Origin of the sequence: Desemzia incerta (genome assembly GCF_900115825.1) — a bacterium.
Lineage (GTDB): Bacteria > Bacillota > Bacilli > Lactobacillales > Carnobacteriaceae > Desemzia > Desemzia incerta.
Window position 1 is genome coordinate 219,237 of record NZ_FOXW01000005.1, and the last position, 15,316, is coordinate 234,552.

At 36.7% G+C, this 15,316-nt stretch carries 17 protein-coding genes and 1 rRNA gene; 12 read left to right on the plus strand and 6 right to left on the minus strand.

Annotation, left to right across the window (positions count from 1 at the left end; translation table 11 throughout):
- Window position 1: 1 nt before the first annotated feature.
- Genes BM137_RS08165 through BM137_RS08175 form a run of 3 tightly spaced genes read right to left on the minus strand, consistent with a single transcriptional unit; the run spans window position 2 to window position 2,281 of the window.
- Entirely contained in the window at window positions 2-649 is a 648-nt protein-coding gene (locus BM137_RS08165; RefSeq protein WP_092480664.1) for an amino acid ABC transporter permease, read from the minus strand.
- Between the two features lie 57 nt (window positions 650-706).
- Window positions 707-1,528, minus strand: a complete 822-nt coding sequence (locus tag BM137_RS08170) for a transporter substrate-binding domain-containing protein (RefSeq protein WP_280521793.1) — start codon at window positions 1,526-1,528, stop codon at window positions 707-709.
- Between the two features lie 15 nt (window positions 1,529-1,543).
- Complete coding sequence (locus BM137_RS08175; RefSeq protein ID WP_177192541.1) at window positions 1,544-2,281, minus strand: ATP-binding cassette domain-containing protein; 738 nt, start codon at window positions 2,279-2,281, stop codon at window positions 1,544-1,546.
- A 362-nt stretch (window positions 2,282-2,643) separates the two neighbouring features.
- Between BM137_RS08175 and BM137_RS08180 the strand changes: the two genes are divergently transcribed.
- From BM137_RS08180 to BM137_RS08205, 5 genes are all read left to right on the plus strand, one after another.
- Window positions 2,644-3,378 (plus strand): hypothetical protein, encoded by a 735-nt coding sequence (locus BM137_RS08180; RefSeq protein WP_092480666.1) that lies wholly within the window; start codon window positions 2,644-2,646, stop codon window positions 3,376-3,378.
- Window positions 3,379-3,782: 404 nt separating this feature from the next.
- Window positions 3,783-5,219, plus strand: a complete 1,437-nt coding sequence (locus BM137_RS08190) for a bifunctional metallophosphatase/5'-nucleotidase (protein WP_092480668.1) — start codon at window positions 3,783-3,785, stop codon at window positions 5,217-5,219.
- Window positions 5,203-6,021: a YutD family protein gene (locus BM137_RS08195; RefSeq protein WP_092480669.1), complete on the plus strand. Its 819-nt coding sequence runs from the start codon at window positions 5,203-5,205 to the stop codon at window positions 6,019-6,021. The genes BM137_RS08190 and BM137_RS08195 overlap by 17 nt, the downstream gene beginning before the upstream one ends.
- 12 nt (window positions 6,022-6,033) lie before the next feature.
- Window positions 6,034-6,798 (plus strand): TIGR01457 family HAD-type hydrolase, encoded by a 765-nt coding sequence (locus BM137_RS08200; RefSeq protein WP_092480670.1) that lies wholly within the window; start codon window positions 6,034-6,036, stop codon window positions 6,796-6,798.
- On the plus strand, window positions 6,798-7,427 hold the full coding sequence (locus BM137_RS08205; protein WP_092480671.1) for a TIGR01906 family membrane protein: 630 nt from the start codon (window positions 6,798-6,800) through the stop codon (window positions 7,425-7,427). Before BM137_RS08200 ends, BM137_RS08205 begins: the two co-directional genes overlap by 1 nt.
- A gap of 27 nt (window positions 7,428-7,454) precedes the next feature.
- On the opposite strand, the gene BM137_RS08210 is transcribed toward BM137_RS08205, so the two are convergent.
- The 3 genes from BM137_RS08210 to BM137_RS08220 form a co-directional block, all read right to left on the minus strand.
- Window positions 7,455-7,976 (minus strand): phosphatidylglycerophosphatase A family protein, encoded by a 522-nt coding sequence (locus BM137_RS08210; protein ID WP_177192539.1) that lies wholly within the window; start codon window positions 7,974-7,976, stop codon window positions 7,455-7,457.
- Between the two features lie 100 nt (window positions 7,977-8,076).
- Window positions 8,077-9,069: an NAD(P)/FAD-dependent oxidoreductase gene (locus BM137_RS08215; protein WP_092480672.1), complete on the minus strand. Its 993-nt coding sequence runs from the start codon at window positions 9,067-9,069 to the stop codon at window positions 8,077-8,079.
- A gap of 51 nt (window positions 9,070-9,120) precedes the next feature.
- Window positions 9,121-9,612 carry a divergent PAP2 family protein gene (locus BM137_RS08220; RefSeq protein ID WP_092480673.1) on the minus strand — a complete coding sequence of 164 codons (492 nt, stop codon included), beginning with the start codon at window positions 9,610-9,612 and terminating at the stop codon, window positions 9,121-9,123.
- Window positions 9,613-9,857: 245 nt separating this feature from the next.
- On the opposite strand from BM137_RS08220, the gene BM137_RS08225 reads away from it, so the two are divergent.
- The 7 genes from BM137_RS08225 to BM137_RS08255 all read left to right on the plus strand — a co-directional run.
- Window positions 9,858-10,442, plus strand: coding sequence for a peptidylprolyl isomerase (locus tag BM137_RS08225; protein WP_092480674.1), 585 nt, complete (start codon window positions 9,858-9,860; stop codon window positions 10,440-10,442).
- 118 nt (window positions 10,443-10,560) lie between these two features.
- Window positions 10,561-11,424: an ROK family protein gene (locus tag BM137_RS08230; protein WP_092480699.1), complete on the plus strand. Its 864-nt coding sequence runs from the start codon at window positions 10,561-10,563 to the stop codon at window positions 11,422-11,424.
- 273 nt (window positions 11,425-11,697) lie between these two features.
- Window positions 11,698-12,078: a CvfD/Ygs/GSP13 family RNA-binding post-transcriptional regulator gene (locus tag BM137_RS08235; protein WP_092480675.1), complete on the plus strand. Its 381-nt coding sequence runs from the start codon at window positions 11,698-11,700 to the stop codon at window positions 12,076-12,078.
- Window positions 12,079-12,144: 66 nt separating this feature from the next.
- On the plus strand, window positions 12,145-12,546 hold the full coding sequence (locus tag BM137_RS08240; RefSeq protein WP_092480676.1) for a hypothetical protein: 402 nt from the start codon (window positions 12,145-12,147) through the stop codon (window positions 12,544-12,546).
- Between the two features lie 135 nt (window positions 12,547-12,681).
- Window positions 12,682-14,028 carry a glucose-6-phosphate isomerase gene (locus BM137_RS08245; protein WP_092480677.1) on the plus strand — a complete coding sequence of 449 codons (1,347 nt, stop codon included), beginning with the start codon at window positions 12,682-12,684 and terminating at the stop codon, window positions 14,026-14,028.
- Between the two features lie 102 nt (window positions 14,029-14,130).
- The gene (locus tag BM137_RS08250) at window positions 14,131-14,658 is read left to right on the plus strand and encodes a GNAT family N-acetyltransferase (protein WP_092480678.1); all 528 of its coding nucleotides are present in this window, start codon (window positions 14,131-14,133) and stop codon (window positions 14,656-14,658) included.
- Between the two features lie 504 nt (window positions 14,659-15,162).
- Window positions 15,163-15,316: ribosomal RNA gene (locus tag BM137_RS08255) — 16S ribosomal RNA — on the plus strand; the annotation flags it as partial.

The window sequence follows — 15,316 nt, forward strand, 5'->3', positions numbered from 1 at the left end:
CCTAATCATTTGCAGCTAAGCGGCGTTCCACATACTGCATCAAGTAAGTTAATGGTAAAGTAATTATCAGGTAAAATAATGCAACAATAATGTAAGTATCAAATGTGTTGAATGTCTCACTAGCAATCAAATCTCCATAATACATCAAATCCAAACCAGCCACCATTGCTAAAACAGACGAGTTCTTCACTAAGTTGATAAATTGATTACCTAGTGGAGGAATTACGATTTTGATAGCTTGAGGCAAGATAATGTATCTCATAGTATCTCCATAAGTCAAACCAGTAGACAAACCAGCTTCCATTTGACCGTTAGGTACTCCTAGAATACCTGCTCTTACAGTTTCTGCAATAAAAGCTGAAGTATAGATCGTCAAACCAATGATCCCGGCAGTAAAGCCGTTTACTCCAACAAAGAACATAGGAAACACTACATAGAAAAATAACACAATGATCAATAATGGAATATTCAAAAATAATTGGACATAAAAATTAGCGATGCCAGCTAAGAGTTTATTAGTCGACACTTGGAAAATTCCCAACAGTGTACCGATAATCAAACTGATGACTAAGGCGATCAAACTAGCAATCAATGTATTGATAAAACCTTCTATCAATACATCGTTATAATTGGTTAAGATTTCAATCATTTCAGGCACCTCATTTCTAACGTTTCATAAAATTTCTTAAAAAGAAGTCTGTACAAATTAATTTAATTCAGGAACTTCTTCCTCGGGGAACCATTTAGTAAAGATCTCAGCATACGTTCCATTTTCAATAATAGTATCCAATGCTTTATTGACTTCATTTAAAAAGTTCTCTTGTCCGTGATTGATAGCGATCCCGTAAGGTTCATCTGTAAATGGAGCTCCAGCTAAGCGATAACCAGGATTTTCATCAATGATTCCTAAAAGAATGGCATTATCAGTAGTCATAGCATCGCCTTGTCCTGATTGTAAGGCTGTGAAGGCTTCCGAATAATTTTCAAGTTCCAAGATATTTGCTTCTGGTGCATGTTCACGGATGTTTTGAGCAGAAGTAGAACCTTTAACAGCTAGAACAGTTGTATCGGCATTTAAATCTTCGATACTTTGAATAGCGCTGTCGTTAGGGACAAGTAAAGATTGACCAGCTGCGAAATACACATCTGAGAAATCAACTTGTTTTTTTCGTTCTTCAGAAATGGTCATTGTAGCGATGATAGCGTCGATGTTCCCGTTCTTGATCAAAGGGATACGCGTTTTTGATGTAACTTCTACAAACTCAGCGTTATCAGCACTGCCAGTGATTTCTTCTGTCAGAGCTTTAGCGATATCGATATCAAATCCTTCAATCTCGCCTTTAGCAATGTTGTAAAGTCCGAATAAATTAGTATCTGCTTTTACTCCCCAAATGATTTCTGGGGTAGAAGCTACTGCTATACGTTCTGTAATGTCTTGGTTGGCTACTTGTCCAGAAGTACAAGCAGAAAGCCAAATGATCGGGAGCAGCAGTAAGAAAAGCAGAGGACGTTTTTTCATTATTTTCATACGAATACCTCCAAATTATACATGGTGGATAATTTTGCCTAAGAATTGTTTTGCTCTTGGATCCTCAGGATTTTCATAAAACTCTTGAGCATTTTTATCTTCAATTACTTCTCCATCAGCCATAAAAATGACGCGGTCTCCAACTTCACGAGCGAATCCCATTTCGTGAGTTACAACGATCATTGTCATCCCTTCTTTAGCCAATTTCTTCATAACGTCTAATACATCATCGATCGTTTCCGGATCAAGTGCACTAGTCGGCTCATCAAATAATAACACTTCTGGATTCATCGCTAAACCACGTGCAATCGCAATACGTTGTTTTTGACCACCAGATAGCTGAGTTGGATAAGAATCTTTTTTGTCTAACATGTTTACTTTGTCCAACAATTTTTCAGCTGTTTTTTGAGCTTCTTTTGGATCTTGTTTTAACACTTTGATAGGGGCTAAAGTAACGTTTTCTAAAACTGTCATGTGCGGGTATAAATTGAAATGTTGGAAAACCATTCCCACATGTTTGCGAATATTATTGATATTGGTATCTTTAGCGTGCAGATCTACACCGCTAACCAACAATTGACCTTCGTTTATTTCTTCTAACCCATTAATACAGCGAAGCATCGTACTTTTCCCTGAACCAGATGGTCCAATGACGACGGTTACTTCTCCTTTTGTAAAAGTTAGATTGATATTTTTTAAAGCATGAAAATCACCATAGTATTTGTTAACATCTTTAAACTCAATCATGATAATTCCTCCTTAGTTGGTTGAGTAGTTTTTATACATAAGAATTAGGAAGTACACAATGCTGGTCGATAAGCTGATTGTGTGCTTCCTACTAGAGTATTCTTGCTATGCGATTGTTAAAAACTGTCCAGTTACTTTACCATTTTTTAATTCTACTATAATCACTTACTCTTTTCAAGCTAGCCAGCTTTAAGCTAAAAGCAGATACAAGTGCTTTAATCGTTGTATTTAAAGGAGTATAACGGTTGCAAATTTTTTTTGCTTTAGGCATAGTTAAGGTATAAAAAGAGTTTTTTTATTCAAATAGAGAGTGGTTCAGTACTGAAAACTCAAAAATTTGACCACTGTGATAGGAAGGAGCAGCCGTAATGTACATAGCATTGACTTTTTTCTGTGCGCTGGGTTTTTCCTTGCTGCACTTTTTTTCTAAATACATGAAATTTGCCGGCAAGATACCAAGAAGCAAATTTTTATCTCTAGCAGCTGGGGTATCCGTAGCGTATCTATTTGTTCATCTATTGCCCGAATTAAACAAATATCAAAAAGTGCTCTCAAAAGAGTTAACGAATACAGTCTTTGGGTATATTGAACACCATATTTATTTAGTAGCTATGACAGGTTTGGTTTTGTTCTATGCTTTAGAAAAAAAAGCGAAGATAGTAAAAAATCAAACCGAACCTGCTCAATCTTTAGCAGAAGTATCAGGCGTTTTTTGGGTGCATATCGGGTTGTTTTTTGTTTACAACACAATTATAGGCTATTTGCTGTTAAATCAGCATTTTGAACAAGTGAGCAGCTTAATATTTTATTTTCTAGCATTAGCGGTTCATTTTATCGCCAATGATTGGAGTCTGCGGCGGCATCATGAAGAAGTGTATGATCAGTACGGGCGGCTATTACTGTCTTTTGCATCCCTTTTTGGTTGGCTATTGGCTTTATTTGTTGAGATCGGAGAATTTGGGGTCTCAGTACTGTTTGCATTTGTCTCCGGTGGCATGATCTTAAACATTATGAAAGAAGAGTTGCCTGAGGAACAAAAAAGCAGTATCAGCAGTTTTGTAGTTGGATCAATAGTATTTACAGTCTTATTGCTGCTGATTTAAGATCTTAAGATCAAGTTTAGAGACAAGGAGCTGGGAAATACCTCCCAGCTCCTTTAGTTTTACGAATATTGGTTTTGTAAACGTGCTTAAAAAGGCAGTCCCGACGTCCACCTCACAAATAATACTCGAATGATCTACGACCGTCCTGTGCTTATTTGATTCAGTGAATAGGGGGCTAAACGCCTTTTTTCCCACACTCTTTTCTTTTACTGGATTCTCAGCTGTTTTAAAAATTCTTTTTTTCTGAAAGGGAAGAAAAGGAGACAAATGATTGGTATAATAAAGTAGAGTAAGGCTATTGACGAACAAAAAAGTAATAATACCAGTAAAACCATCAACGAATAATAGGTGTGATCTTGACCGAACATTTGTTGAACCAGTTTATAGAGGTAAAGGGGAATGTTATGGAACGTATTCATTTGTACCATACAAACGATATTCATTCACACTTAAGCAAGTGGCCGCGTATAGCTCATTATTTGCGGGAAGAGCGCACTCGAATCGAAAATAGCGGGGATTCCTTTTTTGCGTTTGATATTGGTGATGCTTGTGACCGGGTGCATCCGTTGATTGAAGCCACAAATGGAACTGCAATGATCGATTTGATGAATGACGCTCATTATGATGCGGTAACTATTGGCAACAATGAAGGCATCGGGAGCTCAAAAGAACAATTAAACCGGCTTTATGATTCTGCCAATTTTAAAACCATTATTTCAAATATGCGAGATGCAGAAAGCGGAGAATTGCCTAAGGGAACCATACCTTTTGAAATTTTTAACACTAAAAAAGGACACCGTATAGGAATATTTGCTTTGACGGCGTCTTTCCCAACAAGCTACATTCCAATAGGATGGAATATCCAAGATTCTTTTGAAGTGATTACTCAAATGTTGGAGATTCTAGAGCCATTAACAGATACGATCGTTTTATTGTCGCATTTAGGAATTGGAGACGATCGAAAAGTTGCTGAAATGTTTCCGATGATTGACATCATCTTAGGTTCACACACACATCATGTATTGCCAAAAGGAGAGCGAGTCAGAGATTCTCTCTTAGGAGCGGCCGGAAGATACGGAGAATATGTAGGACATGTAGTCATTGATGTGGATGAAAATTCTATAGTGGACTCTTCTGCGTCTGTGACCCCTATTGATGAGATTCCTGCTCCATTCAATGAAGAAGAATTGATTATGGCTTATTCTCAAAAAGGACATCAATTGTTGAAGCAGCAACAAATCGCGTTCTTGCCAAAAGCTTTGCCTATTAGCTGGTATGCAGATTCTGAGCTGATGCAGATCAGTTTAGAAGCTTTAAAATATTATGCTAAAACAGAAGCTGCTGTATTGAATGCAGGTTTATTTATGACTTCGTTAAATGATGGAGTCATCACAAATGATGAATTGCATCAAATGCTGCCGCACCCTATGCGAATACTCAGGGTAACCCTTCCAGGAGCTGAATTGATTCGTGTAGTAGAAGAAATGGAAAAAAATCGCCATTATTTGAGAAAATTCCCTATTCGAGGAATGGGATTCAGAGGGAAATACTTTGGAGAAATAGTGTATAATGGAGTGAGTTTTGATCCAACAACTGGAGAAGTGTATTGGCAAGGAAAAAGTGTTAGAGCAGATCGTGACTATACATTTGCTACAGTTGACCATTTTATGTATATTCCATTTTTCCCGACGATCGAATTAAAAGGAGAAAATGAATTGATTTTTCCTTTATTTATTCGTAATGTAGTAGGGCAACATCTTAAAAAGCAATACCCACTAAACCAAACTAAGCTGGATGAAGAGCTAAGAAATGAAGGTGAACAATATGACCCAAACGAATGAGAAAACTGAAAAAAATACGCCTAAAAAACAAATCATTCACGACGCAAAAGACTCAAAACCCAAACATACGCGCAAACGTCAAACGGGAAAGAAACCAAATCGCAAGAATGAAAAAGGGAAAGAAAAAGACACTAAAAATGATGCAACAAAATTAGATAAAACAATCGAGGAAACGATCATTCCCGAAAAGGATCTGATTGTTCAAAAAATCGATCCTACAACAATCACGATCAATGGCGAAAAGTATGAAATCACAAAAGATTATCGAGAAGCTTTTGATGCTCGCCGATTAAGCGAACGCTACAGTCCTATATTAGACAAGTATGATTACATCGTAGGTGATTGGGGATTTGAACAATTGAGGCTGAAAGGATTTTACAGCAATCAAAATCGTAAAGTTCCTCAAGATAAAAAAATCAGCCAGTTAGAAGATTATTTATATGAGTACTGCAATTTTGGTGCGCCTTATTTTGTGATTCAACGATTAGAACCGGCAAAAAGCCAGAGCAGTTCTTCAAAAAATACACGTCACAAAAAACAAAAAAAGAAAAATGTTACCAATGTAAAAAATACTCACACGCAAGAGTTTCCTAACACTCCTGGCAAGAATGTCAGTGGAGCTAAAAGAACGAATAAAAATACGAGAAAAAGAAACTTCGTTAAAAAAGAAGTTCCAGCGGAAACCAAAACGATTTCCTCTGAAACAGAATCTATTTTGGTAAAGACTGTTAAGGATGAAAAAGGCTCAAGAAGATTCAACATTCGCCGCGGCGATGTAGATAGAGCGAAAAATAAATCATAAAGGTTGGATAACGTGAAGTACAAAGGATATTTGATCGATTTGGATGGAACAATGTATAAAGGAAAAGAAAGCATACCTGATGCACCAGGATTTATCCAAAGATTACGAGAAAAAAACATACCATTTCTATTCTTAACCAATAATTCTACAAAAACACCTGAAACAGCTGCTAAAAATCTGCAAGAAAACTTCGGTATTCCTGCTTTGCCAGAAGAAGTATACACCAGCTCGTTAGCTACAGCTGATTACTTGAAATCCTTAAATAATGGAAATAAAGTATTGATCATAGGTGAAAAAGGCTTGAAGCAAGCTTTGGCAGACAGAGGGTTTGTAGAAGAGGACAAAAACCCTGATTATGTAGTTCTAGGTCTAGATCAAGAAGTGAATTACGAAAAATTTAAAGCGGCCACTTTAGCGATCCACAATGGAGCCCAATATATTGCAACGAATAAAGATACTAATTTGCCGACTGAACACGGATTGGTTCCGGGTGCGGGATCATTGGCTGCGTTACTGACTGCAGCTACCCGCATTGAACCGACATTCGTAGGAAAGCCGGAAACGATTATTATGGAAGAAGCTTTGAAATTAATCAATCTGCCTGCTGAGGAAGTCTTGATGGTCGGTGACAATTATGAAACAGATATCATGGCAGGTATCAACAGTGGAGTGGACACGTTACTTGTCTACACTGGATTCACAAAACCAGAGGATCTAGAGAAAGTGGAGGTACAGCCTACCCATATCGTGGATTCTTTAGGAGAGTGGATCATTTAATGAAAACAAAAGCGATAGATTTTGCTGGAATAGCCATGATTTTTCTATGGATCGTTTCTTTTTCTGTAATGGTCACCATCAATTTTACGCCCTTGTATGCATTTGATGTTGATTTCTTTAACATACCAGAACGTGTAGGACTATCAAAGCCAGTCATCATGGAAAACTATCATATCTTATTGGATTATTTGAATAAACCGTGGGTCAGTGAGCTGAGCATGCCGAACTTTCCAAGCTCAAAAAGCGGACTATTCCATTTTTATGAAGTAAAACGATTATTCCTATTAGATTATGGAATTTTACTAGTCACAACGGTTGCTTCATTTTTCTATCTGAGATTTTTAAAGCAGACGAAAAGAAATTGGGTTTTACTAAGACCGTTTATGTGGGGGATATTTGCTCCACTAGTGATATTATTTTTGATTGCAGCTAACTTTGATCAATTGTTTGTGCTATTCCATCAAGTATTTTTTAACAATGATGCGTGGATTTTCAATCCTTCCACAGATCCTATTATTATGGCATTGCCAGAAGGTTTTTTCATGCATTGTTTTATATTAGCGTTTGTACTGATTGAATTATTGATTACCGGAGTTTATTTCTACGCAAAAAAGACAGCTTTCAAATGAAAGCTGTCTTTTTTTTTGAAAACTTTATTATTTAGTGATCTCCGCTTTAGAAGGATTGTCGTGAGCTAAACGGCTAGCTGCGGAAGCTGCAATAGCTCCAACAATATCATCTAAAAACGTGTGGACTTCGTTGTCTTCGTGGCTGTTTAGTTTTTCTAAAATGCCAGGTTTTACTTTATCAATATACCCGTAGTTTGTAAAACCGATTGATCCATAAACATTTACGATAGATAAAGCTAAGATTTCATCGATGCCAAATAAACCTTCGTCCTCAGTAATAATTTCTTGTAACGGAGACATCAGTTGGTTTTTCTCCGCTAAGATGTCTAATTGAATACCCGTTAAAATAGCATTTTGCACTTCTCGTTTTTTTAGAACGGACTTAACGTTCTCAATACATTCTTCTAAGCTCAAATCTACAATGTATTTCTTTTGTAAAAATAAAACTAATTCTGCAATGTCTTCTTCTTTAACGCCGCGTTCATGCAACAGATTGACTGCTGTTTGGTGCATGACATTATCATTTTCTACCACATTGATCCCCTCCATTTAATAGAACTCTCTCTTATTATACCCGTAAAGGATCAAAAGAATGAAATGATAAGCAAATAACCCACTAATCGCCTACAATTAGTGGGTTTAGAACAGATTAAAATAAGCTGGTACTGTGCATAGGTTGTACGCGTTCATCTGGATTGATGTAGCTCATAGCATTATTGATGGCTGTAGGACCTTCACCAAATCCGGTAGCAATCAATTTGATTTTTCCTTTATAAGTACAAATGTCTCCTATAGCATAAATTCCGGGAATCGATGTTTCCATTTTAGTGTTTACAGGTATTTCATTTCGAGACACTTCAAAGCCCCAATTTTTCATAGGTCCGATAGAAGACGTGAATCCGTAATTGACCAAAAAGTCATCCACTTCGATTTCTAATTGATTGTCTTTACGAACTTCTTGAAGGGTGACGCTTTTTATCTTATGATCCTTCCCGCTGATAGAGTGAGGGATAAAAGGTGTGATCATTTCAACACTAGAGTCTTCCAGTAAACTGATGCTGTGTTCATGAGCTCTAAATTTATTTCGACGATGAGTCAAATAAACTTTTTTTGCAATCGGTTCTAACGCAAGTGCCCAATCCACTGCTGAATCACCACCACCGCAGATCATAACTGTCCGGTCTTTGAATTGTTCAATGTTGTTTACATAGTAGTGGAGCGTTTTGTTTTCATAGTGTTCGGCATCTTCAATATCCAGTTTTCTCGGCTGGAAAGCACCGTTTCCTGCAGCGATGATCACGGCTTTAGAAAAATGCATTCCTTTTGTAGTCGTTAGTTCAAAAATCTCTTGTTCATTTTTTTGAACATCTAACACTTCTTCATCCAAACAAATCGTTTGGTCGAAACGAGATCTTTGAACAACTAGATTAGTAGTCAGTTCTGCTCCAGTGATTACAGGTAGAGCAGGAATATCATAAATGTCTTTTTCAGGATAAAGCATCGAAACTTGGCCACCTAGTTGAGGCAAGCTGTCGATGATTTTGACTTTAGCATTTCTCATGCCACCATAAAAAGCCGCAAATAAGCCAACTGGACCGCCGCCAATAATTGTAATATCGTAAATGTCATTTCTTAATTCCAAAATTAACCCTCCGTCGCATATTTTCAATAAAAAACCACTTTATTCGAGATGCTATTGTCCTAAAATCATCTTAGTGACGTAAGCTACAGCGATACCTGTTAGAATACCAAAAAAGACTTCAATAGGCTTATGACCTAAGTATTCTTTCAAATGACGCTCTTTTTGTTCTTGTTTAAAGTTTTTTGTAGTCGGATCTTGAGACAAATTCCATACTTTTTCACGCAAACGAGTGAACTCAATGATCAGTTCGTTTAATAAAATGCCTTGTTCACCACTTTGTCTGCGAACACCCATCGAATCAAACATAACGATTACTCCAAAAGTACTTGCGATAGCTACTAAAGGGGATTCGATACCATACTCTAAAGCTAAAGCAGTAATCAATGAGGAAACCGCTGCTGAGTGTGAGCTTGGCATTCCTCCGGTGGAAGTCACTAAAGCGATAGTGGTCTTCCGATTTAATACATAAGCTACAGGGACTTTGATAAATTGAGCAAATACAATTGCAGAAAAAGCTGCCATTAAGGGATAATTTGAGAACATGTTCTTTGTTCCTTCCTGTGATTTAAATATAAAGCTATTTTATCATACCACGAACTAAAAGAGGTGGAAGTAAAAAACGATTTTTCTGAACAAAAAAGAAAAAAACAAGATGGTTAGTCCATTAAAACCGGCTGTTTGGAAAATAATAGTAGCATTCGAGAAAAAGATTCGTTATCATAAACACTGTATGAACAAAGAAGAAAAAGGTATATCAATTCAATGTACCTTATTTTAGGAGGAAACTTATGTATACTCAATTATCAAAAGAAGTGGCAGAAAATGAAATCAAAGCCATCATCCGCACAAACATGGGAGATATTACAATCAAACTTTTCCCGGAAATCGCACCAAAAACTGTTGAAAACTTCGTAGGATTAGCTGAAAAAGGTTATTACAACGGAATTATCTTCCACCGTGTCATTCCTGACTTTATGATCCAAGGTGGAGACCCAACTGGAAGCGGTATGGGCGGAGAAAGTTTATGGGGAGATTCTTTCGAAGACGAATTCTCTACAGAAGCTTTCAATATTTATGGAGCTCTATCAATGGCAAATGCTGGACCGAATACAAACGGCAGCCAATTCTTTATCGTAACTGCATCAAACACTCCAGCGAACATGGTTGCTCAATTAGAAGCAGCAGGCTATCCAGCAGAAATCGTTGAAGAATACAAAAATAACGGTGGAACACCATGGTTAGACCAACGTCATACTGTATTTGGGCAAGTCATCGACGGCATGGCTGTAGCGAACAGTATCCAAAACGTTAAACGTGGTTTCCAAGACAAACCTGTTAATGATGTAGTAATCGAAACAATTGAATTAGTATAAACGCAAAGAACTTCTGCTGAATAGAGGCAGAAGTTCTTTTTTAATAAAATTAATGAAAACGAATTCTTTTTTCAAAAGATATTTGATATAATGAAAAAGCAAGTTTATGCTGAAAGGAATGAAGAATATGTTTGGAGCAATCGAAGCCGGCGGAACTAAATTCGTCTGTGCGGTTAGTGATGAAAACTTTACTATTAAAGAGAGAGTCAGTATACCTACAACCACACCTGAGGAAACAATGACAGAAGTATTTTCATTTTTTGATCAATATGAATTAACAGCTATCGGTATCGGTTCATTCGGTCCTATCGACGTCAATAAAGAATCCGATACATACGGATATATTACCTCTACACCAAAAACGGCGTGGAAATTCTACGATTTTCTTGGCTCAGTAAAAAATCGTTATTCTGTTCCTATAGGATGGACGACAGACGTGAATGCTGCAGCTCTTGGAGAAATAAAATTAGGAGCGGCTAAAGGATTAAAAAGTTGTGTATATTTAACTGTCGGTACAGGAATCGGCGGAGGAGCAGTGATTAACGGGGAATTATTAGAAGGATATGGACATCCTGAAATGGGACACATCCCTGTTCGCTTGCATCCGAATGAAACTTATAAAGGGACTTGTCCTTATCATGGTGATTGTTTAGAAGGAATTGCTGCAGGGCCGGCTATTGAAGGCAGATTTGGGAAAAAGGGCCATTTGCTGGCTGATCAAGAAGAAGTATGGGAAATGGAAGCTTATTATCTTGCTCAAGCTTTGATGAACTACACATTGATTCTTTCTCCTGAACGTATTGTATTAGGCGGCGGAGTGATGAAGCAGAAACAACTGTACCCGTTAGTCCGTCAGAAATTTGCAGAATTGATCAATGACTATGTACAAGTACCTGATCTAGAACAGTATATTGTTGCACCTGGTTTGGAAGACAACGCTGGAATTTTAGGAAGTTTATTGTTGGCAGCAGATGCTGAATAAATTTTTGATTCTTTGCAATTAAAAAAGGAATAGAGAGTCAACTAGAGTTGTTCTAGTCGACTCTTTATTCTGTCTTGATAAAAAGAAAGAACAAAAAGTTACTTGAAAGTACTGCAGAAAATAGCTGAAAATCAACATTTTTATAAAGTACATAAAATAACATACCGTTTTGAAAACGGCGTCATTTTCAAAACGGTATAAAATCTTTAATGTTGATGTTATAATACAGTTGTAAAGTTGATATTCGAGAAATTTGAGAAAAGAGGTGTTAGGATGGAATATAAAATTGGGATGGTTACTAAAGGAGAAGTTACCGGTATACAACCGTATGGAGCTTTTGTTTCGCTAGATGAAGAAACTCAAGGTTTGATTCACATATCGGAATGCAAACACGGTTATGTCAAAGAAGTGGGAGATTTGTTAAAGGTAGGAGACCAAATAACCGTTATGATCATTGACATAGATGAATACACTAAAAAAATCAGCTTGTCCCTCAGAGCCTTAGAAGATCCTCAAACATTTGTTTACTATCCTAAGAAAAAACGCCACTACACAAAAAAAGGGAAAATTGGATTTCAGAGTATAAGAGAAACTTTGCCTAAATGGATCAAGCAAGCCAAAGAGGACGAGAAGAATCAAATCAATTCTAGGTGATAGTTAGTCCATTGTCATATAGTCGAACTAATGTAATTGTGGATCATTCTTGAGAGGGGTTTATACATGACTGAAGGACACTTTGTAGCCGGTACTGTGATGGCTCAAGCCTTTAATGGGAAATACGTTTTTTTGGTAAAACATTTGGTAAAACATAATGAGGACTCTTATGAGTTGCCCATGACACCTATTTACAAAGAAAAGACAGGTTTAGCCTGTATAATTGAAGAACTAAAAAATATTTTAGATATTCAAGGTTCTGCATTAGATTTATATGAGTTGACCAACTCAGTAGTTAACGGCTCACGTGTACCGCTATTTGTATTTTCGTTAAATAAGAATATTACGACAGAGTTAAATGAATTGTTGAAAGAAAACTCAGCTCAATATGCTTGGATGTCTTCTGATACGCTGATAGAGACTTTGGAAAATATCGACATTTCTGGAGTACCATTATTTAATCAATAAAAAACCATCAACAGCGTTTTCATTTCACAAATGAAAGTGCTGTTTTTTCTTGCATTTTCAGGGGAAAACAACTAAAGTAATAGAGTATTGATGAAAGCCAAAAACCATAATACATACTAATGGAGGTTATTTAAAATGGGTCATATCCAATTTGATTATTCAAAGATTGGAAAATTTGTGCAAGAACACGAAATTTCCAATTTACAACAACAAGTAACGACAGCTGATTCTATGTTGCGCAATGGAACAGGAGCAGGAAGCGACTATTTAGGATGGATCAACTTACCAAAAGATTACGATAAAGAAGAATTTGCCCGTATTAAAGAAGCGGCTAAAAAAATTCAAAATGAATCTGAAGTATTAGTTGTTTTAGGGATCGGCGGATCTTACTTAGGAGCAAAAGCTGCTCTAGATTTCTTAAACCATACTTTCTACAATTTATTGGGAAGCGACAAACGCAAGACTCCACAAATCTTCTTTGCTGGAAACAGTATCAGTTCAACTTATTTAGCTGAACTAGTTGAAATCATTGGAGACCGTGATTTTTCTGTAAACATGATTTCGAAATCTGGAACAACTACAGAACCTGCTATTGCATTCCGTGTCTTCAAAGAATTATTGATCAAGAAGTATGGTGTAGAAGGAGCAAACGATCGAATCTATGCTACAACTGATAAAGCAAAAGGAGCACTAAAAGGCGAAGCAGATGCTCAAGGATATGAAACATTCGTAATTCCTGATGATGTAGGGGGACGCTTCTCTGTATTGACTGCTGTAGGACTTCTTCCGATTGCAGTAAGTGGAGCTGACATCGATGCATTGATGCAAGGTGCTGCTGATGCTAGCGATGCATATTCTAGTGATAAATTAGAAGAAAACGAAGCTTACCAATACGCTGCTATTCGTAACGTGTTATACCGTAAAGGAAAAGTAACTGAGTTATTGATCAATTATGAACCAAGCTTGCAATACTTCTCTGAATGGTGGAAACAATTATTCGGTGAGTCAGAAGGAAAAGACCAAAAAGGAATTTACCCTTCAAGTGCAAACTTCTCAACTGATTTGCATTCGCTAGGACAATTTATTCAAGAAGGTTCAAGAAATATCTTTGAAACAGTCATCAAAGTGGACAAACCTAAAAAAGCTTTAGCTATTCCTGAAAGCGAAGAAGATTTAGATGGTTTAGGATACCTTGAAGGGAAAGATATTGATTTTGTAAATACAAAAGCTTTCCAAGGTACACTATTAGCTCATACTGACGGAGACGTTCCTAACTTATTAGTAACAATTCCTCAAACAGATGCATACACTTTAGGTTACCTAATGTACTTCTTTGAAATTGCAGTAGGTATTTCAGGTTACTTGAATGGCGTAAATCCATTTGACCAACCAGGTGTAGAAGCTTACAAGAAAAATATGTTTGCTTTATTAGGTAAACCAGGTTTTGAAGATCTAGCAAAAGAATTAAATGACAGACTATAATTGTTAATGTAAAATAATCGTTGTTCACGCAATCGATCTGAAGGGTTCTCCCTCAAATCGACAAGTGGACAACGATTTTTTCATTAGAAAGGAGCAGTTTGAATGAAAAAAACATTACAAATCCATCAAGCAACTGCAAAAGACCACCAAGTGATAAAGGAAATATTGACACAGACAGCAGAATGGTTGAAATCCATTGGTTCTACTCAGTGGAGTGAAGTCTTACAAGGAAAAGATAATCATAATACGCCAAAAGCTATCGAACGCGGAGAAGTATACTACGCTACATTGGATGGTAAAGTCGCAGGCATGTTTATACTATGGAATCAACAAAGCAATTGGGATAAAGAAATGTGGGGGGCAGACAATCAAGAATGGATGTATTTGCATCGGGTCAATATTATGCGTGAATTCGCAGGTACTTCAGTGGCGCATGATATAGTTAAAGAAGCAAAAAAAATCGCAATGGAAAGACAAGTAAAAGGTATTCGATTAGACTGTATGGCAGAAAAAGAATATTTAAATGCATTTTATAAAGCAGCAGGATTTACTTTTGTAAAAGAAATAAAAAATTATGATACGGGTGTAGAGAAAGCAGACTTCAATTTATATCATTATCTATTACCTTAAACGTGGCAGCATTATATGAAGAAACAAGACCGAATAAATTAAAAGGTTTATTTATGCAAAAGTTATTGAATAAGTTTTATAAATATTTTTCAAAAAAGTTATTGACCAGAGATAGAAAAGTTGATATAGTAGTTGATGTCGCTGAAATACATAAGCAGACAAAATGATATTAAGAATTTTTTGAAAAAAGATTGACTTAATATGAAGCAACGTGATAATATGTAACAAGTTGATGTAGCGCTTGCAAAGAAACAACTTTTGAATAAAAATACATTTTTTAAAAAAGTTATTGACAAGTAAATGTCGACCTGATATTATTAAGTAGTTGTCAAAACGACAACGAAACACGAAATTAGACCTTTGAAAACTAAACAAAGTAAGACGAACCAAACGTGTAAGGAGTTTCGGCAAGTGCCAAAACAACAACATTAGTGAATAATTATTCGCTAGCAATCAATTAATGAGCTTCAAGCATCATTAAGCAGTCACCTTCGGGTGACGACTTTATATGAGAGTTTGATCCTGGCTCAGGACGAACGCTGGCGGCGTGCCTAATACATGCAAGTCGAACGCTTCCTACCGGTGCTTGCACCGGGAAAGAAGAGTGGCGGACGGGTGAGTAACACGTGGGTAACCTACCTACAAGCGGGGGATAACA

Coding starts and splice junctions, on each gene's coding strand:
- BM137_RS08225 (WP_092480674.1), top strand. CDS start 9,858: ATGTATACTCAATTATCAAAAGAAGTGGCAGAAAATGAAATCAAAGCC.
- BM137_RS08240 (WP_092480676.1), top strand. CDS start 12,145: ATGACTGAAGGACACTTTGTAGCCGGTACTGTGATGGCTCAAGCCTTT.
- BM137_RS08195 (WP_092480669.1), top strand. CDS start 5,203: ATGACCCAAACGAATGAGAAAACTGAAAAAAATACGCCTAAAAAACAA.
- BM137_RS08250 (WP_092480678.1), top strand. CDS start 14,131: ATGAAAAAAACATTACAAATCCATCAAGCAACTGCAAAAGACCACCAA.
- BM137_RS08180 (WP_092480666.1), top strand. CDS start 2,644: ATGTACATAGCATTGACTTTTTTCTGTGCGCTGGGTTTTTCCTTGCTG.
- BM137_RS08205 (WP_092480671.1), top strand. CDS start 6,798: ATGAAAACAAAAGCGATAGATTTTGCTGGAATAGCCATGATTTTTCTA.
- BM137_RS08170 (WP_280521793.1), bottom strand. CDS start 1,528: ATGAAAATAATGAAAAAACGTCCTCTGCTTTTCTTACTGCTGCTCCCG.
- BM137_RS08235 (WP_092480675.1), top strand. CDS start 11,698: ATGGAATATAAAATTGGGATGGTTACTAAAGGAGAAGTTACCGGTATA.
- BM137_RS08190 (WP_092480668.1), top strand. CDS start 3,783: ATGGAACGTATTCATTTGTACCATACAAACGATATTCATTCACACTTA.
- BM137_RS08245 (WP_092480677.1), top strand. CDS start 12,682: ATGGGTCATATCCAATTTGATTATTCAAAGATTGGAAAATTTGTGCAA.
- BM137_RS08230 (WP_092480699.1), top strand. CDS start 10,561: ATGAAGAATATGTTTGGAGCAATCGAAGCCGGCGGAACTAAATTCGTC.
- BM137_RS08210 (WP_177192539.1), bottom strand. CDS start 7,976: ATGGAGGGGATCAATGTGGTAGAAAATGATAATGTCATGCACCAAACA.
- BM137_RS08220 (WP_092480673.1), bottom strand. CDS start 9,612: ATGTTCTCAAATTATCCCTTAATGGCAGCTTTTTCTGCAATTGTATTT.
- BM137_RS08165 (WP_092480664.1), bottom strand. CDS start 649: ATGATTGAAATCTTAACCAATTATAACGATGTATTGATAGAAGGTTTT.